This window comes from Ancylobacter rudongensis, from assembly GCF_900100155.1.
Taxonomy (GTDB): Bacteria; Pseudomonadota; Alphaproteobacteria; order Rhizobiales; family Xanthobacteraceae; genus Ancylobacter; species Ancylobacter rudongensis.
On record NZ_FMTP01000006.1, the window covers coordinates 243,403 to 267,500 of the forward strand.

Annotated in this window: 24 protein-coding genes (1 of these 24 running past the window's edge); 7 read left to right on the plus strand and 17 right to left on the minus strand. The window is 69.2% G+C overall.

The window, feature by feature from the left end; genetic code table 11:
* The first annotated feature begins 107 nt into the window (after positions 1-107).
* A complete protein-coding gene (locus tag BLO63_RS16225) occupies positions 108-740 on the plus strand; it encodes a CAP domain-containing protein (RefSeq protein WP_091442628.1) in 633 nt (210 codons plus the stop codon).
* A 35-nt stretch (positions 741-775) separates the two neighbouring features.
* Here BLO63_RS16225 and BLO63_RS16230 read toward each other — a convergent pair whose 3' ends face one another.
* A complete protein-coding gene (locus BLO63_RS16230) occupies positions 776-1,903 on the minus strand; it encodes a CobW family GTP-binding protein (RefSeq protein WP_091442630.1) in 1,128 nt (375 codons plus the stop codon).
* Between the two features lie 60 nt (positions 1,904-1,963).
* Entirely contained in the window at positions 1,964-3,352 is a 1,389-nt protein-coding gene (locus tag BLO63_RS16235) for a D-alanyl-D-alanine carboxypeptidase family protein (RefSeq protein WP_091442709.1), read from the minus strand.
* A gap of 202 nt (positions 3,353-3,554) precedes the next feature.
* Between BLO63_RS16235 and hisE the strand changes: the two genes are divergently transcribed.
* Entirely contained in the window at positions 3,555-3,986 is a 432-nt protein-coding gene (hisE, locus tag BLO63_RS16240; protein ID WP_091442633.1) for a phosphoribosyl-ATP diphosphatase, read from the plus strand.
* 175 nt (positions 3,987-4,161) lie between these two features.
* On the plus strand, positions 4,162-4,743 hold the full coding sequence (locus BLO63_RS16245; RefSeq protein WP_091442635.1) for a YqaA family protein: 582 nt from the start codon (positions 4,162-4,164) through the stop codon (positions 4,741-4,743).
* A 61-nt stretch (positions 4,744-4,804) separates the two neighbouring features.
* Here BLO63_RS16245 and cysW read toward each other — a convergent pair whose 3' ends face one another.
* The 10 genes from cysW to BLO63_RS16295 form a co-directional block, all read right to left on the minus strand.
* On the minus strand, positions 4,805-5,638 hold the full coding sequence (cysW, locus tag BLO63_RS16250) for a sulfate ABC transporter permease subunit CysW (RefSeq protein WP_091442636.1): 834 nt from the start codon (positions 5,636-5,638) through the stop codon (positions 4,805-4,807).
* On the minus strand, positions 5,635-6,444 hold the full coding sequence (gene cysT / locus BLO63_RS16255; protein WP_205409347.1) for a sulfate ABC transporter permease subunit CysT: 810 nt from the start codon (positions 6,442-6,444) through the stop codon (positions 5,635-5,637). The genes cysW and cysT overlap by 4 nt, the downstream gene beginning before the upstream one ends.
* Before the next feature lie 222 nt (positions 6,445-6,666).
* Positions 6,667-7,689, minus strand: a complete 1,023-nt coding sequence (locus BLO63_RS16260) for a sulfate ABC transporter substrate-binding protein (RefSeq protein WP_091442712.1) — start codon at positions 7,687-7,689, stop codon at positions 6,667-6,669.
* A gap of 447 nt (positions 7,690-8,136) precedes the next feature.
* Entirely contained in the window at positions 8,137-9,210 is a 1,074-nt protein-coding gene (locus BLO63_RS16265; RefSeq protein ID WP_091442642.1) for a 2,3-butanediol dehydrogenase, read from the minus strand.
* A 33-nt stretch (positions 9,211-9,243) separates the two neighbouring features.
* Complete coding sequence (locus tag BLO63_RS16270; RefSeq protein ID WP_091442643.1) at positions 9,244-9,597, minus strand: carboxymuconolactone decarboxylase family protein; 354 nt, start codon at positions 9,595-9,597, stop codon at positions 9,244-9,246.
* Positions 9,598-9,606: 9 nt separating this feature from the next.
* Positions 9,607-10,392 carry a glucose 1-dehydrogenase gene (locus BLO63_RS16275; protein WP_091442646.1) on the minus strand — a complete coding sequence of 262 codons (786 nt, stop codon included), beginning with the start codon at positions 10,390-10,392 and terminating at the stop codon, positions 9,607-9,609.
* A gap of 55 nt (positions 10,393-10,447) precedes the next feature.
* Positions 10,448-11,557 (minus strand): acetoin dehydrogenase dihydrolipoyllysine-residue acetyltransferase subunit, encoded by a 1,110-nt coding sequence (locus BLO63_RS16280; protein WP_091442647.1) that lies wholly within the window; start codon positions 11,555-11,557, stop codon positions 10,448-10,450.
* Positions 11,558-11,568: 11 nt separating this feature from the next.
* Positions 11,569-12,591 (minus strand): alpha-ketoacid dehydrogenase subunit beta, encoded by a 1,023-nt coding sequence (locus BLO63_RS16285; protein ID WP_091442650.1) that lies wholly within the window; start codon positions 12,589-12,591, stop codon positions 11,569-11,571.
* Between the two features lie 31 nt (positions 12,592-12,622).
* Positions 12,623-13,606 carry a thiamine pyrophosphate-dependent dehydrogenase E1 component subunit alpha gene (locus BLO63_RS16290; RefSeq protein WP_091442652.1) on the minus strand — a complete coding sequence of 328 codons (984 nt, stop codon included), beginning with the start codon at positions 13,604-13,606 and terminating at the stop codon, positions 12,623-12,625.
* Positions 13,607-13,672: 66 nt separating this feature from the next.
* A complete protein-coding gene (locus BLO63_RS16295; RefSeq protein ID WP_091442654.1) occupies positions 13,673-14,749 on the minus strand; it encodes an ATP-NAD kinase family protein in 1,077 nt (358 codons plus the stop codon).
* Between the two features lie 337 nt (positions 14,750-15,086).
* Between BLO63_RS16295 and BLO63_RS16300 the strand changes: the two genes are divergently transcribed.
* Positions 15,087-17,093 carry a sigma-54-dependent Fis family transcriptional regulator gene (locus BLO63_RS16300; RefSeq protein ID WP_091442656.1) on the plus strand — a complete coding sequence of 669 codons (2,007 nt, stop codon included), beginning with the start codon at positions 15,087-15,089 and terminating at the stop codon, positions 17,091-17,093.
* A 271-nt stretch (positions 17,094-17,364) separates the two neighbouring features.
* Entirely contained in the window at positions 17,365-18,156 is a 792-nt protein-coding gene (locus BLO63_RS16305) for a SapC family protein (RefSeq protein WP_091442659.1), read from the plus strand.
* A gap of 117 nt (positions 18,157-18,273) precedes the next feature.
* Here the strand turns inward: BLO63_RS16305 and BLO63_RS16310 are convergent, their stop codons facing one another.
* The 5 genes from BLO63_RS16310 to BLO63_RS16330 form a co-directional block, all read right to left on the minus strand.
* A complete protein-coding gene (locus BLO63_RS16310; RefSeq protein WP_091442661.1) occupies positions 18,274-19,017 on the minus strand; it encodes a phosphoadenylyl-sulfate reductase in 744 nt (247 codons plus the stop codon).
* A complete protein-coding gene (locus tag BLO63_RS16315; RefSeq protein WP_091442663.1) occupies positions 19,014-19,526 on the minus strand; it encodes a DUF934 domain-containing protein in 513 nt (170 codons plus the stop codon). The genes BLO63_RS16310 and BLO63_RS16315 overlap by 4 nt, the downstream gene beginning before the upstream one ends.
* The gene (locus BLO63_RS16320) at positions 19,513-21,168 is read right to left on the minus strand and encodes a nitrite/sulfite reductase (RefSeq protein ID WP_091442666.1); all 1,656 of its coding nucleotides are present in this window, start codon (positions 21,166-21,168) and stop codon (positions 19,513-19,515) included. The genes BLO63_RS16315 and BLO63_RS16320 overlap by 14 nt, the downstream gene beginning before the upstream one ends.
* 22 nt (positions 21,169-21,190) lie before the next feature.
* Complete coding sequence (locus BLO63_RS16325; RefSeq protein ID WP_091442668.1) at positions 21,191-21,499, minus strand: DUF2849 domain-containing protein; 309 nt, start codon at positions 21,497-21,499, stop codon at positions 21,191-21,193.
* 347 nt (positions 21,500-21,846) lie between these two features.
* Positions 21,847-23,019: an NAD(P)/FAD-dependent oxidoreductase gene (locus BLO63_RS16330; protein ID WP_091442671.1), complete on the minus strand. Its 1,173-nt coding sequence runs from the start codon at positions 23,017-23,019 to the stop codon at positions 21,847-21,849.
* Positions 23,020-23,127: 108 nt separating this feature from the next.
* Here BLO63_RS16330 and BLO63_RS16335 point away from each other — a divergent pair, with 108 nt between their 5' ends.
* Both BLO63_RS16335 and BLO63_RS16340 read left to right on the plus strand, forming a co-directional pair.
* Positions 23,128-24,027 (plus strand): HpcH/HpaI aldolase/citrate lyase family protein, encoded by a 900-nt coding sequence (locus BLO63_RS16335; RefSeq protein ID WP_091442673.1) that lies wholly within the window; start codon positions 23,128-23,130, stop codon positions 24,025-24,027.
* A gap of 42 nt (positions 24,028-24,069) precedes the next feature.
* Positions 24,070-24,098, plus strand: partial view of a DUF1737 domain-containing protein gene (locus BLO63_RS16340; RefSeq protein WP_091442676.1) — the 5' end (the start) only. The gene runs 175 nt beyond the window's last position; only the first 29 of its 204 coding nucleotides appear in the window; it begins with the start codon at positions 24,070-24,072; the stop codon falls past the right edge of the window.

The window sequence follows — 24,098 nt, forward strand, 5'->3', positions numbered from 1 at the left end:
GTCATCGGACCCGCGCGTTAGAGATTGGTTTACCGATCCGGGCGGATTCAATCGTGCCGGGTCCGGTTCGCGCCGTGCCTCCTCCGCTCCTCCTTGAGACGAGTCGCATGTCCACCTTCCTGCTGAAGCGCCTTGCCGGTCTGCTGCTGGTGCCCCTGATGCTCGCGGCCTGCGCCGCCGGGCCGACCACGGCGCCGGTGGACGAGACCTTCTATGCCAACATCGCCAAGGGCGGCGCGCTCGACCCGCAGGCGGCCGCCGCGCTGATCAGCGACTACCGGCGCGGGCGCGGCCTGCCGGCCGTCACCATCGATCCGGTGCTGATGAATGTCGCCGAGCGCCAGGCCAAGTCCATGGCGGCGGCGGACCAGCTCTCGCACAATATTGGCGGGCGCGGGCTGACCACGCGGCTGAAGGCGGCAGGGTTCAGCGGGCTGAAGGCGGCCGAGAATGTCGGCGCCGGCTACCACACCCTGGCCGAGGCGTTCTCGGGCTGGCGGGATTCGCCCTCGCACAACAAGAACATGCTGCTGTCGGGCGCCACCCGCCTCGGCATCGCCGCTGTGCGCTCCCCGCGCAGCAAGTACAGCGTCTACTGGGCGATGGTGATCGCGGTGCCGGACCCGAAGGTCGAGGCCGCTGCAGAGGCGGCCGCGAACCCGGCTGGCGCGAGCGCCAGCGCACCGGCGGCGGGCGGCACGCAGGTGCTGCTCAATGGCGCGCCGCTCCCGACCCAATAGGCCGCGAAGGGCGCCAAGCGCTCAGCGCCGGAGAGTCAGCGCCGCAGAGTATGCGGCGCGAGCGGGTTGTCGGTCATGGCGACGCGGTCGGGCTGGCCGATGGCGGGCAGGCCCATGAAGGCGTCGAACAGCCGGCGGATCACCGCCGGCTCGACATCGCGCACGATCATCACCAGCCGGGTGCGCCGGTCGTCATCCGGCCAGGCGGGAAGCTGGCTCGGCGGGTGCAGCACATGCTGGACGCCGTGCAGAACGAGCGGGTGCTCGGGGTCCTCGGCCAGCTTCACGATCCCCTTGAGCCGCAAGAGCTTGGGCCCGTGCGTGCCGCGCACCAGCTCCAGGAACATGTCGATGGCCGCAGCCGAGACCGGGGCATCGGTGGCCACGGTGAAGGCGCGGATGCGCTCGTCATGGCGGTTCTCGTCATGGGCGTGCGCACGGGAGGTTTCCTCCGCCGCGCTCACCGCCTCGTCGGCCAGCCAGCGCGAGACGTCGGGGATCTTGGTGGCGGGATCGTACAGCCCGGCGCCAAGCAGCGCGGCCGGCGTCGCCTCGCCCTTCGCCGCCTCCAGCACCGGCGCGCCGGGCGCGAGGCGGGCAAGGCGCTGGCGCAGCGCGGCGAGGTCGGCGATCCGCGCGGGCGTGTCGACCAGATCGGTCTTGGTGAGGACGATACGGTCGGAAATCGCCGCCTGCCGCACCGATTCCGGGTGCGCGTCGAGCGTGCCGAGGCCGTTGACCGCGTCGACCACGGTGACGACGCCATCCAGCCGGAAGCGCATCAGCAGATAGGGATGCATCATCAGGACATGAAGGATCGGCGCCGGGTCGGCGAGGCCGGTGGTCTCGATCACCACCCGCCGGAAGGGCGGGATGGCGCCATTGTCCATCCGCCGCAGCAGCTGCTCCAGCCCCTCCGCCAGATCGCCGCGAATGGTGCAGCACAGGCAGCCGGAGGCGAGCAGCACGGTGGCGTCGTCGAAATGCTGGACCAGGAGATGGTCGAGCCCGATCTCGCCGAACTCGTTGATCAGCACGGCGGTATCGGCCATGTCCGGCTGCTGCAGCAGCGTGTTCAGCAGCGTGGTCTTGCCGGCGCCGAGAAAGCCGGTGAGCAGCGTGACCGGAAGCGGTTCCGGGGGGAGGCGGGTCGCCTCGCTCATGTGCGAAATCCTGTTCGGGCGCGTGGGCGCCACGGTCACGCGAGGCCCGGCGCGCCCACTCTATTGCGGCGGGGGCGGAACAGCGAGAGTGGTCGGCGCGGCGCCCGGCCCTGCCGCCGGATTGGCGGCCGGCTTCGGCGCGGGCTTGGTCGCCGGTTTCGACGCCGGCTTGGCGGGGGCGCCGCCTGCGGGCGAGGCCTGCGCGGTGGCCGGCTTGGGCTTCGGTTTGGGCTTCGGCTTGGGCGCGGCAGCCGGGGCGGAGGGATCGGCGGGGTCGATGATCGCCGTCGTCTGCCCCTTCTTGTCGCCCGGCTTCTTCGCCGTGGCGGGCTTCTTCGGCGCCGGCGGCGCGGGATAGGCGGCGGCGAGCGCCTCGGCGCTGGGGAACGGCCCGACGAACACCTCGACCGGCGGCATGGAGGGCGGCAGCTTCTGCAGCAGGCTGGCGCCTGTCACGGTGCCGTCGAGCCGGGCCATGCCGGCGGCGACAAAGCCGGTGGGCGCCGGGCCGCTGTCGTCATCGGCCTCGGAGGCGGTGTTCTTGCGCTTGCCGCCGCAGACCTGTTCGCGCATGTCGGTGGGCGGACCGGCCTCGTTGCGCAGCGATTCCACCGAGGGGGCGAGCGCGCCGAACACGTTGCCGGACTGCTGGAAGCCGCGCTCCAGCAGCAGGGCGGCCTGCTCGGTGCGGGCCTTGCCGGATTCGGTGCCGAGCACCACGACGAGAAGATGCCGGTTGCCGCGGGTGGCGCTGGCCACAAGGTTGAAGCCGGAGGCGCAGATGAAGCCGGTCTTCATGCCGTCGGCGCCGGGATAGCGGTCGATCAGCTTGTTGTAGCTGCGGATGACCGCCGGGCCGATCTTGATCGCCGGAATGCGGAACAGGTCGGCCTGCTCGGGAAAATTGAGGAAGATGGCGCGGGCGAGGATGGCGAGGTCGCGCGCGGTAGACACCTGCGCCGGGTCGGGCAGCCCGTTCGGGTTGGCGTAATGGGTGCCGGTCATGCCGAGTTCGGCGGCGGTGGCGTTCATCTCGTCGATGAAGGCGGGCAGGTTGCCGCTGACGCCTTCGGCGAGCACCACGGCGATGTCGTTGGCCGACTTCACCAGCATCATCTTCAGCGCGTTGTCGACCGTCACCTGGGTGCCGGCCTTGAACCCCATCTTGGAGGGCTTCTGCGTCGTCGCGAAGTCGGAAACGGTGATCAGCGTCTCCGGTGTCAGCCGGCCGGCGCGGATGGCCTTGAAGGTGACATAGGCGGTCATCAGCTTGGTGACGGAGGCGGGGTACCAGGGCTTGGTGGCTTCCTCCGCCAGCAGCACCTTGCCACTGTCGACCTCGATGACCAGCGCCGGTGTGGCGCGCGCCGCCAGCGGTGCGAGCAGCGCGGCACTGAGAAGCCCGGCCACGAGCCAGGCGCGGCGGGGGCGGAACAGGGAAAGGTTCAGCACGCTTCCAATATCCGTTTCAGACCGGGGGCGGCGGGCCAGGCCGGCCCGAGAAGGCATTTCGCCCCTTGCATAACCCGAACCCTGCGGCGGCGCAAAAGGCAAAGCCCGGTCGCGGGATCACACCGGCGCCATCCGATACGCACACTGCCGCACAGGCTTCACGTAATTGGTTCTAGAATCGACGGATGAGTGATTCGGCATGAGCGATTCGATCCGCCGCCTGCACGCCGCCGTGGCCGCGACGAAGAAGGGGACCAACCCTTCGCCGCGAACGCAGAAGCTGTTCCGCAAGGGCCGGGCGGCGATGGCGAAGAAGGTGGCCGAGGAGGCGGTGGAGGTGGCGCTGGACGGCGTGATCGGCGACCGCGCCGCCACCGTGCGCGAGAGCGCCGACCTCCTCTACAATCTCGTCGTGCTGTGGGTCGAACTCGGCATCGAGCCCGAGGATGTATGGGCGGAGATGCGCCGGCGCGAGAAGCTGCTCGGCATGGCCGAGAAGATGCCCAAGCGCCGGTCAGCATCCGGCAAGGATGCGCCGCTCTTCGAGGCAGGGGTGGCCGCCCGGCCGCTTTTGTGGGACATCGCCGACGGCGCCGCTCCGCTTCCCGACATGCCGCGCCGGCGCCCCTAGAGCATGTCCGGTGAGAGCCGTTTCGCCTGATGTGCCCGAGGTTCTCGTCTTTAGCTGTTTTGTTCACGCGAACCGGAGCCCATTTCGGCCGAAAATGCCCTAGCCGCCGCTCCGCCGTCTTTCCTTGCCGCCAGGCGGTCGTTCCGCCAGGCCCTTGTTCACGTCAGGCCGTTTCATGCTGCGCCGCCTTTACCAGTGGGTCATCGATCTCGCAGAGCGGCGTTCCGCGCCCTGGGCGCTGGCCGCCGTGTCCTTTGCCGAAAGCTCGTTCTTCCCTGTGCCGCCCGACATCATGCTGGTGCCGATGTGCCTCGCCCGGCCCCGGCTCGCCTGGTGGTACGCAAGCCTCTGCACCCTCGCCTCGGTGCTCGGCGGGCTGGCCGGCTATGCCATCGGCGCGCTGCTCTATGATTCGCTCGGCCTCTGGCTGATCAACCTCTATGGCTACGGCGCCCGGGTGGATGCCTTCACCGAGGCCTATCAGCGCTATGGCCACTGGATCATTCTCATCAAGGGACTGACCCCGATCCCCTACAAGGTGGTGACGATCACCTCGGGCTTCGCCCATTACAGCCTGTTCTGGTTCGTGGTGCTCTCGGTCATCACAAGGGGGCTGCGCTTCTTTATGGTGGCGGGGCTGCTGTATTGGGTCGGCCCCTCGGCGCGTGCCTTCATCGAGGAACGGCTCGGCCTGGTGACGGCGGCGTTCGCCGTGCTGGTGGTTGGCGGGGTTTTGGCGGCGGTGTACCTGTTCTGACAGCCCTCCCGACGTCATCCCGGACGCCGCGCAGGGGCGAGCTGGGATGACGGAGTGGAAATCAGTGCCCGCCGCTGCGGCCGAGACGGGCTTCCAGCAGCGTCTTCGCCAGCAACGTCACGATGGCGAGCAAGGCCAGCAGCGAGGCCACGGCGAAGGACGCCTGGAACTGGTACTCGTTGTAGAGAATCTCGACCTGCAGCGGGATGGTGTTGGTCTCCCCCCGCACATGGCCCGACACCACCGAGACCGCGCCGAACTCGCCCATGGCGCGGGCGTTGCACAGCAGCACGCCATAAAGCAGCGCCCATTTTATGTTGGGCAGGGTGACGCGGGAGAACACCCGCCAGCCGCCGGCGCCGAGCGTGACCGCCGCCTCCTCTTCGACCGTGCCCTGCTCCTGCATCAGCGGGATCAGCTCGCGCGCGACGAAGGGAAAGGTGACGAAGATCGTCGCCAGCGTGATGCCGGGCCAGGAGAAGATGATCTTCCAGCCATTGTCGATCAGCCACGGGCCGAAATAGCCCTGCGCGCCGAACAGCAGCACGAAGACGAGGCCGGCGACGACCGGGGAGACCGAGAAGGGCAGGTCGATCAGGGTGATGAGGAAGCTCTTGCCGGGGAATTCGAACTTGGTGATGGCCCAGGCCATGACCAGGCCCATCACCGTGTTGGCGGTGAGCGACAGTGCCGTGACGAGAAGCGTGAGGCGCACCGCCGCCAGCGCGTCGGGCTCGACCAGGGCGTCGAGATAGGCGTCCCAACCCTTCACGAACGCCTGCGCGAAGACCGCGACCAGCGGCAGCACGATCAGCAGGCCGACAAAGGCGACGGCGAGTGCGATGAGGAGGACCTTGACGAGGCCGGGCTCATCACGGACGGGAGCAGCGCTCATGCCAGCCTCCCGGTGCGGGCCTGCGACCAGCGCTGCAGGCCGTTGACGACGAACAGCAGCAGGAAGGACGCCACCAGCATCGTCGCCGCAATCGCGGTGGCGTCGGCATAGCGGAACTCTTCCAGCCGGATGACGATGAGCAGCGGGGCGATTTCCGACACGTTCGGCAGGTTGCCGGCGATGAAGATCACCGAGCCATATTCGCCGACCGCGCGGGCGAAGGCGAGGGCGAAGCCGGTGAGGAAGGCCGGCAGCACCGCCGGGGCGATGACACGCCGGATCGTCGTCCAGCGGCCGGCGCCGAGGGTGGCGGCGGCCTCCTCCAGACCGTGGTCGAGGTCTTCCAGCACCGGCTGGACCGTGCGCACCACAAAGGGCAAGCCTATGAAAATCAACGCGATCAATATGCCGAGCGGCGTGAAGGCGACCTTGATGCCGAGCGGGGCGAGCAGGGCGCCGATCCAGCCATTCTCGGCATAGAGCGAGGTGAGCGCGATGCCGGCCACCGCCGTGGGCAGGGCGAAGGGAATGTCGACCAGCGCGTCGAGCACCCGGCGTCCGGGGAACTCATAACGCACCAGCGCCCAGACGATGACCGCGCCGAGCACCAGATTGATGCTCGCGGCGGCGAGCGAGAGGCCGAAGGAAATCTTCAGCGCGTTCAATGTTCTAGGAGAAGTGAGGATGGCGAAAAGCCGCTCCGGCGGCAGTTCCGCCGTCTTCAGGAACAGCGCCGCCAGCGGGATCAGCACCACCAGCGACAGCCAGAGCAGGGTCAGCCCCAGCGTGAGGCCGAAGCCGGGAATGACGCTCCGGCCGCGCCCCGCGGGGGGCGGGGGCAGGGTGCCGACAAGGGTAGGGCGATCCAGCGTCGTCTCGCTCAAGGCGGTGCTCCGGCGGGGTGTGGTCACGGCGCAGGCCGCGCCTTGCGGCACGGCCTGAGGGGGGACGATGAGGACGATTGGGAGGACGATGAGGAGGACGATGAGGTCGATCAGGCCGAAAAGAACGATTCCGGCCGGCCCGCCTCAGTTGGAATAGATCTGGTCGAACACGCCGCCATCGGAAAAGTGGGTCTGCTGCGCCTTGCGCCAGCCGCCAAAGGCGGGATCGTCAATGGTCACCAGCTCGACCTTGGGGAACACTGCCTCGAACGCCTTGGCGACCTCGGGGTCGCGCGGGCGGTAAAAATTCTCCGCCGCCAGCGTCTGGCCCTCCTTGGAGTAGAGCAGCTTGAGATAGGCCTCGGCCACCTCGGCCGTCCCCTTGCGCGCGACATTCCTGTCGACCACCGCCACCGGCGGCTCGGCGAGGATGGAGAGCGAGGGGACGACGATGTCGAACTTGTCGTCGCCGAACTCCTTCTTCGACAGGAACGCCTCGTTCTCCCAAGCCAGCAGCACGTCGCCGACGCCGCGCTCGGTGAAGGTGACGGTGGAGCCGCGCGCCCCGGTGTCCAGCACCGGAACGTGCTTGTAGATTTCGCCGACGAAGTCCTTCGCCTTGGCCTCGTCGCCGCTGTTCTGCTTCAGCGCATAGGCCCAGGCGGCGAGGTAGTTCCAGCGGGCGCCGCCCGAGGTCTTCGGGTTGGGGGTGATGACCTGCACGTCGGGCTTGGTGAGGTCGTTCCAGTCCTTGATGCCCTTCGGGTTGCCCTTGCGCACCAGGAACACGATGGTCGAGGTGTAGGGCGCGGCATTGTCCGGCAGGCGCTTCTGCCAGTCCTTGGCCAGGAAGCCCCGGTCGGCGATGGCGTCGATGTCATAGGCCAGCGCCAGGGTGACGATATCGGCGTCCAGCCCGTCGATCACCGAGCGGGCCTGCTTGCCCGAGCCGCCATGCGAGGTCTTGATCTCGACGCTCTTGCCGGTCTCGGCCTTGTAGCGCGCGGCGAACAGCTTGTTGAACTGGGAATAAAGCTCGCGGGTGGGGTCGTAGGAGACGTTGAGCAGCGTCACGTCGGCCGCGCGGGCTACGGGAGCGTAGGCGAGCGGCGCCGCCAATGCGGCGATGAGCGCGGCGGCAGCCACGGGCTTGAAATTGAATGACATGAAACGGAAGGACATGGGCAATCTCCCCGGCAGCGCGGTGGCACTGGTGCATGTGATGGGGAGAGGTTTTCACGGCTGGGAGCGGCGGTCAATATTAAATCTACCGAATTACTAGGAAATAGGTGGCGAGCTTCGGCAATGAAACGGCGGCGGTCGGGCGCGGGCCTTGGCCGGGGGCGGGGCGGCTGGATCCCCGGGTCACGCCCGGGGATGAGGGGGAACTGGACGCGTCATCCGGAGGTGGCGGAGGCACGAGCCGGGGTCGCGCGCCGGCCGGAGCGGGACGCGAGCCCGGCTCGCGCGGACGCCACCCCTCCCTCAGGACCGGGCTTGACCCGGCCGCGCAGTCCTCAGGCCGGGTTCGAACGGCAAGGCTGGGTCCCCGGGTCAAGCCCGGGGATGAGGGGCGGGGCGATGCGGCGCGGCGTGGTTCCGGCGCTGGCCGTGTCAGGCGAGGTCGATCAGGATCTTCAGCTCGGTGCCGGCGGGGCTCAGCAACTGCTCGAAGCCTTCCGCCACCACATCGTCCAGCTTGATGCGGCGGGTGACGACCTTTTCCGCCGGCAACAGCCCCGAGCCGATCAGCGCGGCGACGCGCGGCCACATCAGCGTCGAGTAGCACCAGGAGCCGCGCAGATCGATGTCCTTGAATGTGAGGGTGAAGCCGTCCACCGCCGGCTTGCCGACATGCAGGCCCACCTGCACCACCACGCCCTGCCGGCGCACCGCCTCGATGCAGGTGGCGGTGGCGGCTTCCGCGCCGACGCATTCCAGTGCCACATCCACCCCGGCATGGCCCTCCGTCTGGTCGCGGATCGCCTCCACCACCTTGTCGGTCTTCGGGTTGAGGGTGATGACGTCGGGCAGCACGGCGCGGGCCATTTTGAGCCGGTTGTCATTGGTGTCGGACAGGAAGATCGTCGTGGCGCCCGCCGCCCGGGCGGCGAGGATCTGCAGCTGGCCGATCGGCCCGGCGCCGGTGACCAGCACGGAGGAACCGGGGCGCACCCCGCCGCGCTCGGCGGCATAGACCGCGACGGCGGTGGGCTCGATCAGCGCCGCCTGCGCGTCCGAGACGCTGTCGGGCATGGCGAACACGTTGTAATCATTGACGACGGAATACTCCGCCATGCCGCCCCACGGCCACATCAGCCCGACAATGCCGAGCTTGTCGGAGAGCTGGTAGAGGCCGCGCTTGCCGTAATGATCGTCGCGCGGCGAGATCAGCGGCTGGATCGAGACGCGGTCGCCGGGGGAGACATTCGTCACCTCGGCGCCGATGGCGACGACGGTGCCGCCATATTCGTGGCCGAGAATCTGCGGCAGCGTCGCCCCCGTATAGGGGTGCGGCGCGGTGGGGATGAAGATCGGGCCGGCGGCATATTCGTGGAGGTCGGTGCCGCAGATGCCGCAGAAGCGGTTCTTGACCAGCACGTCGCGCGGGCCGAGCCGGGCGCGGTCCGGCTCCGGCACCTCCTCGATGCGCACATCGCGTTTGCCGTGGAAGCGGGCGGCTTTCATGGGAATGTCCTTGAAACAGGGGGGTGGTGGGCGTCAGCTTTTGGCGGCGAGGGCGTCGAAGGCTTCCAGCGCCCGGCTGGCATAGACGGCGGAGGGGCCGCCGCCCATTTCGAGCGCCACCGCCAGCACCTCGACCAGTTCCTCGCGGCGGGCGCCGTGGCTGGCGGCGTTGCCGACGTGGAACAGGATGCAGTCGGCGCAGCCCTGGTGCACGGCGAGGGCGACGGCGATCAGTTCCTTGGTCGCCGCGCTGAGCGCGCCGGGGCGGGAGGCCTCACCCATCAAGGAGCGGAAGGCGCCCATCGGCCCCGGCGCCGCCTTGGCCAGCGCGGAAAAGCGCCGGTTCATGTCCTTGAGCTGGTCGGGGATGCTGTCATTGCTTGCCATGGCCGTTCCTCAGATGAAGACCATGCCGCCGTCCACCATCAGGGACTGGCCGGTCATGAAGTCGGAATCGGAGGAAGCGAGGTAGCGGGCGACGCCGACGAGGTCCGCCGGCTGCGAGGCCCGGCCGAGCACGGCGGTGGCGGCGAAGCTGTCGAAGGCCTCGTTTTCCTTGGTGGTGAGCTTGTTGTCGCGAAAACCCTTGTCGATCACGTCCCACATCGGGGTGGCGACGACGCCGGGGCAGAAGCAATTGGCGGTGATGCCCTCCTTGCCGAAGGCCCGCGCCGCCGCCTGCGTCATCGCCACCACGGCGAATTTCGAGGCGCAGTAATGGGCCAGCGGCTCATAGCCCTGCTTGGCGGCGATCGAGGCGGTGTTGATGATCTTCCCGCCGCCCCCCTGTTGGCGGAACGTCTTCACCGCCTCCTGCATGCCGAGGAGCACGCCGAGCGCGTTGACATCGGTGACGAGGCGCCAGTCCTCCTCGGTGATGTCGAGGAAGGGCCGGGTCTGGGCGATGCCGGCATTGTTGAACACGACGTCGACGCGGCCGAAGGCCTGCGCCGCCTTGTCCAGCATGGCGCGGATCTGGGCGCGCTCGCGCACGTCCACCGCGACGCCGATGGCTTTGCCGCCGGCGGCGGTGATCTCGCCCGCCAGCGCGTCGGCGGCGTCCTGCGAGAGGTCGGCCACCGTGATGGCGGCGCCGTCGGCGGCGAGCGCCCGGGCAATGGCGGCGCCGATGCCGCCAGTGGCGCCGGTGATGACAATGCTCTTATCGGTGAGTTTGGACATGATTCCTCCTTCGCCGTCCGCGCGCGCGGCGGCGTTGTGTTGTCTCGGGGATGGCTCAGGCGATGTGGGCGAGGATCAGTTCGTTGACCCTTCCGGCCTTCTCCATCTGCACCATGTGGCCGGCGCCCTCGATCACCTCGACCGAGGCCCGCGCGCCCAGTGCCTGCGCATGGGCGGGCGGGATCACCTTGTCGCTGGCGCCGAAGACCACCAGCGCCGGCACGTCGCTGGCGGCGAGCGCCTCCGCCACAAGCTCGGCCTGCCGGCCGCCGGCGAAGAGGCTGGCGGAGAGCGCGGTGAGAGCTTCCGCCACGCCGTCCAGCCGCTTGTATTTCAAGAGGTCGTCGATCAGCTGGCGGGTGACGGTGTCGGGATCATCGAACAGCTGCTCCAGCACGGGTTTCAGATCGCGCCGGGAACTCGCCTGCACGAAGCCGTCGGTGTAGCCGGCATTGATCTCGTCCCCGAGCCCGGCCGAGCCGATCAGCGTCACCGAGGCGACGCGGCTGGGGGCGTCGAGCGCGGTGCGGCCGGCGATGGCGCCGCCCATGGAGTGGCCGACGAGATGGGCGCGGTCGATCCCCAGCGCATCCATGAAGCCGAGCAGCGCGGCGGACAGCCCCCTGAGCGAGGGATCGTCCAGCTTCTTGTCGGACTGGCCGTGGCCGGGAAGGTCGAGCGCGTAGACGGTGGCGGATTCCGCCAGCGCGTCGATGTTGAACAGCCAATTGTCGAGATCGCCGCCGAAGCCGTGGATCAGCACGACAGTCGTCGCTCCCTCGCCGCGTTTGGCGTAGCGCAGGCGGCCGGCCGGGGTGTCGATGAAGTGGGTGCGCGGCGCCTCCTCCTGCGCCGCCTCGGCTGCCGCCTGCGTCGCATATTCGGCGACATAGGCGTCGATCTCGGCGTCCGGCACCGCGTCATCGGCGATGATGCCGAGCAGCGCCTTGACCGGATAGACCGTGTCCGGCTCGCCGATCACCCGGCGCAGCGTGCCCGTCTCATGCGCCTCGACCACGCCGGCGATCTTGTCGGTCTCCACCTCGACGATCTCGTCGCCCGGCGCGATCGGGGAACCGGCGGGCTTGAGCCAGCCGGTGACTTTGCCCTCCGACATCGACAGCCCCCATTTGGGCATGACGACCGGCTTGATGCGTTCATTCATTGCAAGGCTCCTCACGCGGCCGACTTGACGGGGCCGGTGGTCTTGTGGACGGCGGCGACGATGGCCTCGGCCGAGGGGATGTAGAGATCCTCCAGCGCCGGCGAGAACGGCACCGGCGTGTGCGGGGCGGTGACCATCTGCGGCGCCGCCTTGAGCGCGCCAAAGGCGTGCTGCGTGACATGGGCGACGACATCGGTGGCGATGGAGCAGCGCGGATTGGCTTCATCCACCACCACGAGGCGGCCGGTGTTCTCCACGCTCTCGATCACCGTGTCCCAGTCGATCGGCGAGAGGGTGCGCAGGTCGATCACCTCCGCCGAGACGCCGGAACGGGCGAGGGTGTCGGCGGCGCTGAGCGCGCGCGGCACGGTGAGGCCGTAGCCGACCAGGGTCACGTCCTTGCCGTCGCGGGCGATGTTGGCCTCGCCGAAGGGGATGGCGTAGCTCTCTTCCGGCACGTCGGCCTCCGAGCCGTACAGCGCCTTGTGCTCGCAGAAGATCACCGGGTCGTCGTCGCGGATCGCCTGGATCAGCAGGCCCTTGGCGTCATAGGCGTTGGAGGGGCAGACCACTTTCAGCCCGGGAATATGGGTGAACAGCGGGGTGAGCATCTGCGAATGCTGGGCGGCGGCGCGGAAGCCGGCGCCGACCATGGCGCGGATGACCACCGGGGTCTTCGCCTTGCCGCCGAACATGTATTTGAACTTGGCGGCCTGGTTGAAGATCTGGTCGAAGCACACGCCCATGAAGTCGAGGAACATGAGTTCCGCCACCGGGCGCATGCCGCAGGCCGCCGCGCCGATGGCGGCGCCGATATAGGCGCTCTCCGACAGCGGGGTGTCCATCAGCCGGTTGCCGTGCTTGGCGTGCAGCCCCTTGGTGACGCCGAGCACGCCGCCCCAGGCGTCCATCTCGCCGGGGGCGCCGGCGCCGCCGACAATGTCCTCGCCGAGGAGGATGACGGTGGGATCGCGGCGCATTTCGAGATCGAGCGCTTCGTTGATCGCCTGCTTGTAGCTGATCATGCGGGCCATGGGATGTCCTCCGGATTATTGGTTTTTCGGCTCAGTAGGCGACATAGACATCGGTGGTGAGTTCGCGGGCGCCGGGCAGCGGCGCGCCCTTGGCGGTGTCCACCGCGTCGTCGATGAGGGCGGCGACCTCGCGGTCGATCAAAGCGAGGTCGGCATCGGCGACGATGCCGGCCGCCGTCACCCGGGCGCCGAACAGCTTCAGGCAGTCGCGATGGGCGCGGTTGTGCTCGTTCTCGCCCTTGGCCTTGTAGGTCTGGGCGTCGCCCTCGAAATGGCCGAAAAAGCGCACGGTCTTGCATTCGAGCAGCGCCGGGCCGCCGCCCTCGCGGGCGCGCTTGACGATCTCGCCCGCCGCTTCATAGACGGCGAAGAAGTCGGTGCCGTCGACCGTCACCCCCGGCAGGCCGAAGCCGGCGGCGCGGTCGACATAGGAGTCGACGGCGGTGGCGTATTCGACCGAGGTCGATTCCGCGTAGCCGTTGTTCTCGACCACGAAGACGACCGGCAGGTTCCAGATCGCGGCGAGGTTCATGCTCTCCAGCACGGTGCCCTGATTGGCCGCGCCGTCGCCGAAGAAGGTGAGGCCCACCCCGCCATCGCCGCGGAACTTGGCGGCGAGGCCGGCGCCGCAGATCAGCGGGGCGCCGGCGCCGAGAATGCCGTTGGCGCCCATCATGCCCTTGGACAGGTCGGCAATGTGCATGGAGCCGCCCTTGCCCCGGCAGCAGCCCGTCGCCTTGCCGTAGATCTCGCCCATCATCTCGTGGACATCGACGCCCTTGGCGATGCAGTGGCCATGGCCGCGATGGGTGGAGGCGATGCGGTCAATATCGGTGAGGTGCATCATGATGCCGGTCGCGCAGGCTTCCTCGCCGGCATAGAGGTGGACGAAGCCGGGGATGTCGCCCTTGGCGAATTCCACATGCAGCCGCTCCTCGAAATCGCGGATGGTGCGCATGGTGCGGTAGGCGGTCAGCAACTCGTCCCGGGAGAGGGGAAAGGGATTGTTGGTCATGGCGTTGTCGTTCCTCCTTGGCGTTGCCGGCCTTTGGCCGGCGTTGTTGTCGGGGGCGGGCACGGCTCAGGCGCCCGCCAGCAAAGCGGCGGGATGGAGAGCGGGGGCGGCGTGGCGCAGCAGCAGCTTCTCGCGGGCGGCGAAGCCCATGACGGCGGCCACATCCACGGTGCGGAAGGCGGCGTCGTGCAGGGCGATCGCCACCTGCTGATGGCCGTCGAAGAACAGCTCGCGCTCGCCGTCGAGCGCCACCGAGCCGGCGGCGATATCGGGTGAGAACACGGTCCCCGAGGGCATGCGGCGCCAGCTTTCCACGCCGACGGGCGTGACGAGGCCGGGCGCGATGGGCGCGTGCACCACCATCGGAGCCGTCGCCGCCGGGGCGAGGGTGAGGGTGAGCCCGCCCGGCTCGCGCCGGCTCACCGGCTCGATCAGCCCGGCAATGGCGGCCATGCCGATGACTTCCGGATCGGCGAAGGCGACATAGAGCTCGCGAAACGTTTCCGCCCGCCACAGAGCGCGGGCGCCGACGAAGCGGTCGGTCACGAGGGCGACATCGACCAGCGCGATGTCCGGCGGCCCGCTGTCGATGCGCACCTCGATCAGCTTGTTGGCGGCGAAGGCGAGGGCGGCCGGCACCTGGCCCATGGCGGCGAGGCCGGTGGCGAGGCCGGTAATGGTGGGCTCGCGATGTTCAGGAAAGGCGTTGTTGGTGCCGGTCGAGATGCCGGCGATCGGCACCTGCCCGCACTCCGCCACCACGGCCCGATGGGTGCCGTCGCCGCCCAGCACGATGATGGCGGCGATGTCGCCGGCCTCGCGCATCATCCGCGCGGCGCGGCGTGTGTCGTCCACCGTGCCGGTGACCGGCATGGCCAGATGGGTCAGCCGGGGAAAGCGGGCCTCGCCCTGCGCATTGGAGCGCTCCATGCCGCGCAGCACATGGGTGGCGATGCCGCCGCGCTCGGGCATCATCACCACATCCTCGATGCCGCAGGCGGCCAGCGCGGCCAGCGCGCGCAGCACGATGTTGGCGCGGTCCGCCACCTGCACGCTGTTGGCGCTGGCGACGACGCGGCGAATGTCCCGCGCCGAGATCGGATTGGCGATGATGCCGACCTTCGGCGGCGTCGATGACGTCATCCGGCGTCCTTCCCGTGGCGTTCGTCCCTGCGGGCCGCTCCTTTGCCGGGCGGCCTCGTTTGTACCGCCTCTCTCCGCAAGCGCCGGGCCAAGTGGCAGGATGGCTCCAAGCCATTGAAATCGTTGATGAGGGGATGGGTGGGCGCGGACACGCGGTGAGGCGCCGCCGCCGCACCTGTGGCGCCAGACGCCACAGCTGTGGCGCACGCCGCACTTCGTGACGGGCAGGGGCGGGCGGGCGCTTGCACCGGCCCGCCAAGGGGACGACACTGCCGGCAAACGGGAGGTCACATCCCGATGCCGGCAGGGCCGGCGCCAACATTCCGGGAGGACGCCGATGAGACGGGATCAGGCCGCTCATATCGACGAGCTCGTGCGTGCCGCCGGCGGAGCGGCGACCCGCCGCGACGCGGTGATCCAGGAATCCTGGCGGCGCTGCGTCAGCGAACACCGCCTCGACCCCGAGGTGCTGCGCGAGCCCTGCATCCTCACCGCCACCCGGCTGCGCGAGCACCAGGACGCGATGGAGGAGTTCACCCATACCGCCCGCTTCGGCGTGGAAACGCTGTACCGGCAGGTGGCGGGGCTCGGCTATGTGCTGCTGCTGACCGACGCCAAGGGCATCACGGTCGATTTCATCGGCGACCCGACCTTCGACAACAATTTGATGCGGGCCGGGCTCTATCTCGGCGCCGACTGGAACGAGCAGCATGCCGGCACCTGCGCGGTCGGCACCTGCATCCACACCGGCGAGGCGCTGGTGGTGCACCAGACCGACCATTTCGACGCGACGCATATTCCGCTGACCTGCACCGCGGCGCCGGTCTACGACCCGTTCGGCGCGCTGGCGGCGGTGCTCGACATCTCCGCCCTGCGCTCGCCCGAGCCGAAGGAGAGCCAGTTTCTCGCGCTGCAATTCGTCAAGGGCTTCGCCAACAAGATCGAGACCGCCAATCTCGTGAGCCGTTTCCGGCGCGAATGGATCGTCAAGCTCGCCGGCTCGCCCGAATTCGTCGATGTCGAGCCGAGCTATGTGCTGGCGGTGGACGGCTCGGGGCGGCTGCTCGGCTTCAACAATGCCGCCCGGCAGCTGCTGCTGCGCGAGACGTCGACAGAGGGGCGCGCGGCGGGGCGGGGGCTGGTGGGGCGCCGGCTGGGGGAGTTCTTCCAGCTCGAGGTCGACGATCTGCCGCGTTTCTCGCATGCGCTGCCGGCGGCCCAGCGGCTGGTCCGGCTCGCCGGTTCCGGCACGCCGCTCTTCGCCGCCACGCTGGCGCCGCCGAGCCGGCCGGGGCGGCCGGTGGTGGAGCCGGCGGCGCCTGCCCTGCCGGCACCGCTGGCGGCGCTGTTCCGCGACGACCCGGCGATGCGGCAGGTGACGGCGCGGGCGGCCAAGCTGGTCAACACCCAGATGAGCCTGCTCATTACCGGCGAGACCGGCTCCGGCAAGGAATATCTCGCCAAGGCGATCCACGCCGCCGGTGCCCGCGCTGCCCGCCCCTTCGTGCCGGTCAATTGCGCCGCGCTGCCGGAATCGCTGGTCGAGGGCGAGTTGTTCGGCTACGAGGCCGGCGCCTTCACCGGCGCGGCGGCGCGCGGCAAGAAGGGGCTGGTGCTGGAGGCCGATGGCGGCACGCTGTTTCTCGACGAGATCGGCGACATGCCGCTGCCGCTGCAGACAAGGCTGCTGCGTGTGCTGGCCGAGCACGAGGTTACGCCGCTCGGCCGTTCAAAGCCGGTGCCGGTGAATATCCGCGTCATCGCCGCCACCCATCGCGACCTGGTGGACGAGATCAAGGCCGGGCGGTTCCGCGAGGACCTGTATTTCCGCATCTCGGGCGCGGTGCTCGCTTTGCCGGCGCTGCGGGAGCGGCGCGATCTCGACTGGCTGGTGAGCCGGCTCATCGCCGGGCGCTGCGATGCCGGGGGCGCGCGCTTCAGCCTCTCGGAGGCGGCGCGCGCGGCGCTGGCGGCGCATGGCTGGCCCGGCAATATCCGCGAACTCGCCAACGCGCTCGACTATGCCTGCGCGGTGGCGGAGAGCGGCGTGATCGGCGTCGACGATCTGCCCGACCGGCTGCAGGGGCTGGCGGCGGGTTGTGCAGTGGACTTTGCGGCGGGCGCGGCGCCTGAGATGGCGGCACGGGCCTTCGCGTCGCGGCTTCCCTGCGCGCTCGCCCCGCCGTCGGCCGGGCGCGACGAGCTGATCGCGGCGCTGGCCGCGCAGGGCTGGAACGTGTCGGCGGCGGCGCGCGAACTCGGCCTCGACCGGACCACGGTCCATCGACGGATGCGGCGCTTCGGGCTGGTGGCGCTGCGGCAGGGGGGAAGCCTCGCCTCCTGAGCGCCGGTGAGAACGAGCTCGGGCCGGTGGCGCATGAGGATTTCTCGTTCGCCGACGTCGCCCTGACCGATGCGAACGACAGCCAGCCGCGCGATATCACGGTTCAAGCCCGCATCTCTGTCAGCTATTAACGCTGGAGGCCCGTGCCGCGTCGAGGCCTGCTACCGTGTGGAGGCGGCAGGCGCGGCAGTTCCCAAACCCGCAGGAGCGACCTGACGCTCCCGTCGCCGGGCGTCCGGCGGAAGACTGCTTTTGAAGTGAGGAAACATCCATGACATCCGCTGCCGCTTCCGCCCTGCCGCTGTTCTACCGGAACCCGATGCTGCTGCGCAGCCGGGAGCACGGCACGTTCGGCCTGCGCCGGGCGCATGATTTCCGCTTCGCCGCCGACACCGCCGTGGTGCCGCTGGTGGCCAGCGAGTTCGCGCCGGCGAGCCGCCACTACCCGATCGTCTTCGCACCCGACGCCACCGCCACGCCGCTCGCCGTGCTGGGCGTGGCGGCCGGGCGCAACCTGTTCGTCGACGGCGGGGGCCAGTGGCGGGCAGGGGCCTATGTGCCCGGCTATGTCCGCCGCTATCCCTTCGTGCCGATGACCCATGAGAGCGGCGGCGCGCCGATGCTGGCGGTCGACAGCGCCTCTCCGCGCGTCGTCAACCAGGTGTCGGGGGAGGAGGCGGACGCCTTCTTCGACGCCGCTGGAAAACCCACGCCCACCAGCCAGGCGGCGATGGCGTTCTGCGAGAGCTACCGTCTCGAGGCGCTGCGGATCGCCGCCTTCGCCAAGGCGCTGCTGGAGCATAAGCTGCTGGTCGATCGCACGGTGCGGATCAACTACCACGCGCCGAAGGATTCCACTGAGGCGGCGCCCCCCGAGGCGATCATCAACGGCTTCCGCATGGTGGACGAGGCGGCGTTCCGCGCCCTGCCGGCGGAGGTGGTGGCGACGTTCCATCGCGAAGGCTGGACCGACCTGGTGGTGCTGCATCTGGCGTCGCAGCTCGGCTGGCAGACGCTGGTGGAAGCCTCCGCGCCGAAGGCTGCCAAGGCCGTCGCGGCCTGAGCGGCGCGCGGCCGCCCTGTATCGGGCGGCAGCGGCCGGACATAGAAAACCCCGCCACCGTGAGGTGAGCGGGGTTTTTCATCTGGTGCCGGCAGGCGAGGGAAACGCCGGCGCGGTTCAGGCGCTGACGGTGTTCAGCAGCGTGTGGATGCCGCACTCGGTCTTGCCCTTGCCGCGCCAGCGGCCGGCGCGCGACTCCTCGCCGGCGGCGGCGCGGCTGGTGCAGGGCATGCAGCCGACCGAGGTGAAGCCCTTCGCCAGCATCGGGTGGTCCGGCAGGGCGAAGTCCCGGTGCGCGGCTTCGACGCTTGCGCGGTCGAGATTGGCCAGCGGGTTGAACTTCAGGCGGGTGCCGTCGCGCTCCACCACTGGAATGGTGGCGCGCAGGCCGCCCTGGTAGCGCTTGCGCCCGTTCAGCCAGCCGCCGAAACCTTCCAGCGCCCGCGCCAGCGGCTCCACCTTGCGGATGCGGCAGCAGGTGTCGGGATCGGTGAACCAGAGATCGCGCCCCTCATCGAGCGCCGCCACGCGGGCCGCGTCCGGCTGGATGCTGCGCACGTCGGTGAGGCCGAGCTGCGCGGTGAGCGTGTCGCGATAGGCCAGCGTCTCCTCGAACAGGAAGCCGGTGTCGAGGAAGACGATGGGGATCGAGCGGTCGACCTCCGCCGCATAGGCCAGCAGCACCGCCGATTCCGTGCCGAAGGAGGAGACGAGGCACAGCCGGCCCGGGCCGAGCGTGCGCAGGGCGGTGGCGATGATTTCCTCCGGCCCGGCATCGGCGAGCGCGCAGGCGAGACCGCCCACTTCGTCGGTGCAGGGCGTGGCGGGAGCGAAGCCGGTGCCGGGGCGCTGGAAGCTCATGAACGGACTCCCGCTAGGGTGCGGCCGAGGCGCTGGCGCAGAAGGCTCGGGCGGGCATCGGTGGCCGGCTGGTAGAACACGGTGTAGGCCTGCACCGCCTCGTCGAAGGCGGCGGCGTCGGCGGGCTTCACCGCGTCGATCTGGTCGAAGCCGGAGCGCTCCATCAGCAAGAACTGGTCGCGCAGCACATTGCCGATGGCGCGCAGCGGGCCGGTCCAGCCCAGCCGCTCGCGCAGCAGGCGGGCCTGGCTATAGGCGCGTCCGTCGCGGAAGGAGGGGAAGTTGAGCGCGATGAGCGAGAGCTGGCCGAGATGGGGCGCGATCTCGGCGATCGGCCGGTTGTTCGGCCAGATCACCCCGACCGGGGCCTGCCGGCCCTTCAGCGCCTCGGCCTCGTTCAGGAAGCGGTCGATGCCGATGAGCACCGCCACGCCCTCGGGCAGCGGTTCATCGTCGGCGACGCGGACATAGAGATCGGCGACGATCTCACCCTTTTCAATGAGCGGCATAGACGCGCTCCTTGAAGGGCTCGACGCCGAGGCGGGCGACGGTGTCGATGAACAGCTCATGCGGCCCGGCGCGCAGTTCCATATAGGTGTCGACCACGTCTTCCACGAGGCCGGGCACCTGCTCATAGGACACGGCCGGCCCCAGTAGCGTGCCGAGCTGGGCGTGCTCGTCGGCGCGCCCGCCCAGGGTGATCTGGTAGAATTCCTGGCCGTTCTTCTCGACGCCGAGAATGCCGATATGGCCGACATGGTGGTGGCCGCAGGCATTGATGCAGCCGGAAATGTTGATGTGCAGCCGGCCGACGCCGCGCGCCCGGTCGAGATCGGCGAAGCGCTTGGCGATTTCCTGCGCCACCGGAATGGCGCGGGCATTGGCGAGCGCGCAATAGTCCAGCCCCGGGCAGGCGATGATGTCGTTGACCAGGTTGACGTTCGGCGTGGCGAGGCCGGCGGCCTCGAGCGCCGCCCACAGCGCCGGAAGGTCCTTCTGCGCTACATGCGGCAGGCAGAGGTTCTGCTCATGGCCGACGCGGATCTCACTGAAGCCGTAGCGCTCGGCGAGGTCGGCGACGACCTCCATCTGGTCCGCCGTGGCGTCGCCGGGAGGGGCGCCGACGGGCTTGAGCGAGATGGTGACGATCGAATAGCCCGGCACCTTGTGCGCCTGCACCGAATTGCGGTGCCAGGTGGCGAAGCGGCTGTCCTTCAGCGCCTCGGTGAGCGCGGCCGGCTCGTTCTCCAGCGTCTCAAAGGAGGGATAGATGAAGCGGTCGCGGATTTCGGCGATGGCTTCGTCGGTGAGGTGCAGCGCGCCGTCGCGGATCGCCGCCCATTCGGCCTCGACCGCCTTGGAGAATTCCTCGGCGCCGATCTCGTGCACCAGGATCTTGATGCGGGCCTTGTAGATGTTGTCGCGGCGCCCGTACTGATTGTACACGCGCATGATCGCTTCGATGTAGCTCAGCAGCTCGCGCGCCGGCAGGAAGGGACGGATCGACTTGCCAACAAAGGGCGTGCGGCCGAGACCGCCGCCGACCAGCACCTCGAAGCCGAGTTCGCCCGCCTCGTTGCGGTGCAGGCGCAGGCCGACATCGTGCACCTTGATCGCCGCCCGGTCATGGCCGGCGGCGGTGATGGCGATCTTGAACTTGCGCGGGAGATAGGTGAATTCCGGGTGCAGCGTCGAATATTGCCGCAGGATCTCGGCCCAGATGCGCGGGTCGTCGCATTCTTCCGGGGTCGCGGCGGCCCACTGGTCGGTGGTGACGTTGCGGATGCAGTTGCCCGAGGTCTGGATGCCGTGGACGCCGACTTCCGCCAGCGAGGCCATCGCTTCGGGCAGCTCCTCCAGCTTGATCCAGTTGAACTGGATGTTCTGCCGGGTGGTGAAGTGGCCGTAGCCGCGATCATAGACGCGGGCGACATGGGCCATGCGGCGCAGCTGGGCGGCGTTCAGCGTGCCATAGGGAATGGCGATCCGCAGCATATAGGCGTGCAGCTGCAGATAGACGCCGTTCATCAGCCGCAGCGGCTTGAACTCGTCCTCGGAGAGCGCGCCGGACAGACGGCGGCCGACCTGGTCGCGAAACTCGGCGACACGTTCGGCCAGAAAGGCGCGGTCGAATTCGTCATAGGCATACATGGAACGGTCGGCCTTGCGTCGTTCAGTGGGGCAGTTCGAAGGTCGGGCCGGCGACGCGGATGCGCTCGCGCAGATTGCCCGGGCCGATGGTGCCCTGGTCATCCACCGTGACCGGGGCGACATAAGGGCCGACCGCGTCGAGATCGCGCTTGCCGGCTTCCGCCAGCAGAGCGAGGGCGGCATCGGCCGTGGTGACGATGGCCGCGTCCACCAGTTCGACCGACCAGCCGCCGGCCTTGGTGCGCCACACCACGGCGCCGTCGGTGAGACGGTTGGCGGTGACGGCGACGGGGCCGTTGACCTTCAGTTTCTGCTGTTGCGGCGCTGCCATGCGCTATTCCCTCTCATCTCTGGGTTAATTTTCTATCACACCAATTTAGAACGTACAAAAGAAATAAATGCACAAATATGACGTGTAATTAGGTCGACGGGGCGATGTCAGCCCTGCGCCTCCCGGGGGAGGGAGACGTTAAATGCAGGGTGCGGCCCGGTTTGGGTGCCGCGCGCGGTGGCAGTGGCGGCGCTGTGCGTAGGGTGTTGCCGAAGAGTCTTTCGCTGGGTCCCGGCTCGCCTTCCGCTGGCGCTGCAGGCGTCCGGGACACGGGAGCGCCGTCCACGTCATCCCGCATCGGCCTGCGGCCGTCCGGGATGACGAGAGTGGGAAGGCGCCGCCCCCCCTCAGATAATGTTCAGCTCCGCATGCGGGCGTCCTGCCGCGATGCGTTCATAAGAGAAGACGTCGAGATCGAGCGAGACGGAACGGCCCTGCACAAGCCATTCCGCGATGGCGCGGCCGGCGGCGGGGGCCTGCTGCAGGCCGTGGCCGGAAAAGCCGTTCATGAAGTAGAAATTGCCCACCTCCGGGTGCGGGCCGATCACCGCATTGTGGTCCAAGAGGTTCATCTCGTAATGCCCGGCCCAGGCGCGGATGACCTTCAGCTCCTCCATCGCCGGAATGCGGTGGGCGAGGTTCGGCCAGATGTTCTCCTCGAAGATCGACCAGTCGACCTCGAAATCGCCGTCCGCATCGGGGTCGTTGTCCTCCGCCGGCGGGGCGCCGCAGATCTGGTAGGCGCCTTCGGGCCGGATATAGAAGCCGGAGGGGTCGACCAGCAGCGGCAGCTTTTCGATCGGCGTGCGGCAATGCACGACGAAGACGCAGCGCTTCTTTCCTTCCACCGGCAGCGGGATGCCCGCCATGGCGGCGACGCGCCCGGCGCGCGGCCCGGCGGCATTGACCAGCGCGCCGCAGCCGAGCGTTCGCCCATCCGCCAGCGTCGCCCCGGTGATCCGCGCGCCGGCACGGGTGAGGCCGACCACCTCGCCGGTGATGAAATGCGCGCCCTGCGCCTTCGCCGCGCTGCGCAGGCAGGCGAGAAGCGCGTGCGCATCGAACCAGCCCTCGCCCGAGCGGCCAAAGGCGCCGGCGGCGAGATCCTCGACATTCAGCCAGGGGAAGGTGGCCTTCAGCGCGGCCGGGTCGAGCAGGGCGATGTCGGCGCCCTCCGCCTGCTGGACGCGGTGATTGGCGGTGAGGATCGGCAGGCCGGCGGCGCTGGCCAGGATGAGATAGCCGCCCTCGTGAAAGGCGAGATCGGTGTCCGTGCCGAAGCGCTCCTTGGCGCTGTGCAGGAACTCCAGCCCGAACAGCGACATGCGGATGTTCTCAGGAATGGAGAATTGCTGGCGCAGCGAGGCGGCGGACAGGGTGGTGGAGGCCTGCGCGAAGCTGGGGTCGCGCTCGATGACGCCGACACGGCCGCGAAAGCCGGGATCGAGGGTGAGGAAATAGGCGGTGGCGGCGCCCATGATCGCCCCGCCCACGATGAGCACGTCGTAAGTCTCGTCCATGGCCTTGACCCATAAAGGCGGCGCGACCGGGCACCGGCGCCCGATTGGCAGCCCGCCAGTCAGCGGGATAGGCTCTTCGCACCATCCTGCCAATGAGCCGAGCGAATCATGTCCACACCCGTCCGTCCGCGCCGCAGCGTGCTGTTCATGCCGGGATCGAACCCGCGCGCGCTGGAGAAGGCGCGCAGCCTGCCGGCCGATGCCGTCGTCATCGACCTGGAGGACGCGGTGGCGCCGGACGCCAAGGGAGAGGCCCGCGCCCGGGTGGCGGCAACCCTGCGCGACGGCGGCTTCAAACCGCGCGAGGTGGTGGTGCGGACCAATGGCGTCGACACGCCCTGGTTCACGGAAGACCTCGCCATGATCGCCGCCGCCAGCGCGCGGGAGGAGGGCCCCGACGCGCTGCTGCTGCCCAAGGTGAACGATCCCGAGACGCTGCTGACGGTGGGCCGGGCGCTGGAGGCGCTCGGCGCGGCGCCGTCGCTGCGGCTGTGGGCGATGATCGAGACCCCGATCGCGGTGCTGCGGGCGCTGGATATCGCCTTGGCGGCGAAGAACCCGGTGAGCCGGCTCGCCGTGCTGGCGCTCGGCACCAATGACCTTTCCAAGGAGACCGGCGCCCGCATCGTGCCCGGCCGCGCGCCGATGGCGAGCTGGCTCTCGCACTGCGTGCTGGCGGCCCGGGCCGGCGGGACCGGGGTGCTCGACGCGGTGTGGAACGATTTCCGCGATATCGAAGGCTTCGCCCGCGAATGCGCGGAAGCGGCGGCGATGGGCTTTGACGGCAAGACGCTGATCCACCCCGACCAGATCGCCCCCTGCAATGCCGCTTTCTCACCCCCGCAAGAAGAGGTGGCGGCGGCGCGGGCGCTGATCGCGCTGTTCGACCGGCCGGAGAATGCCGGCAAGGGCGTGGTGCAGATAGAGGGGCGGATGGTGGAGCGCATGCATGCCGACATCGCCCGCCAGACGGTGGCGCTCGCCGACGCAATCGCAGCGCGGATGTGACCGGCGGAACCTAGACGCCGCGGATTTGAGGAGACGAGGAATATGAAGCTCTATCGCTATCTCACCGGACC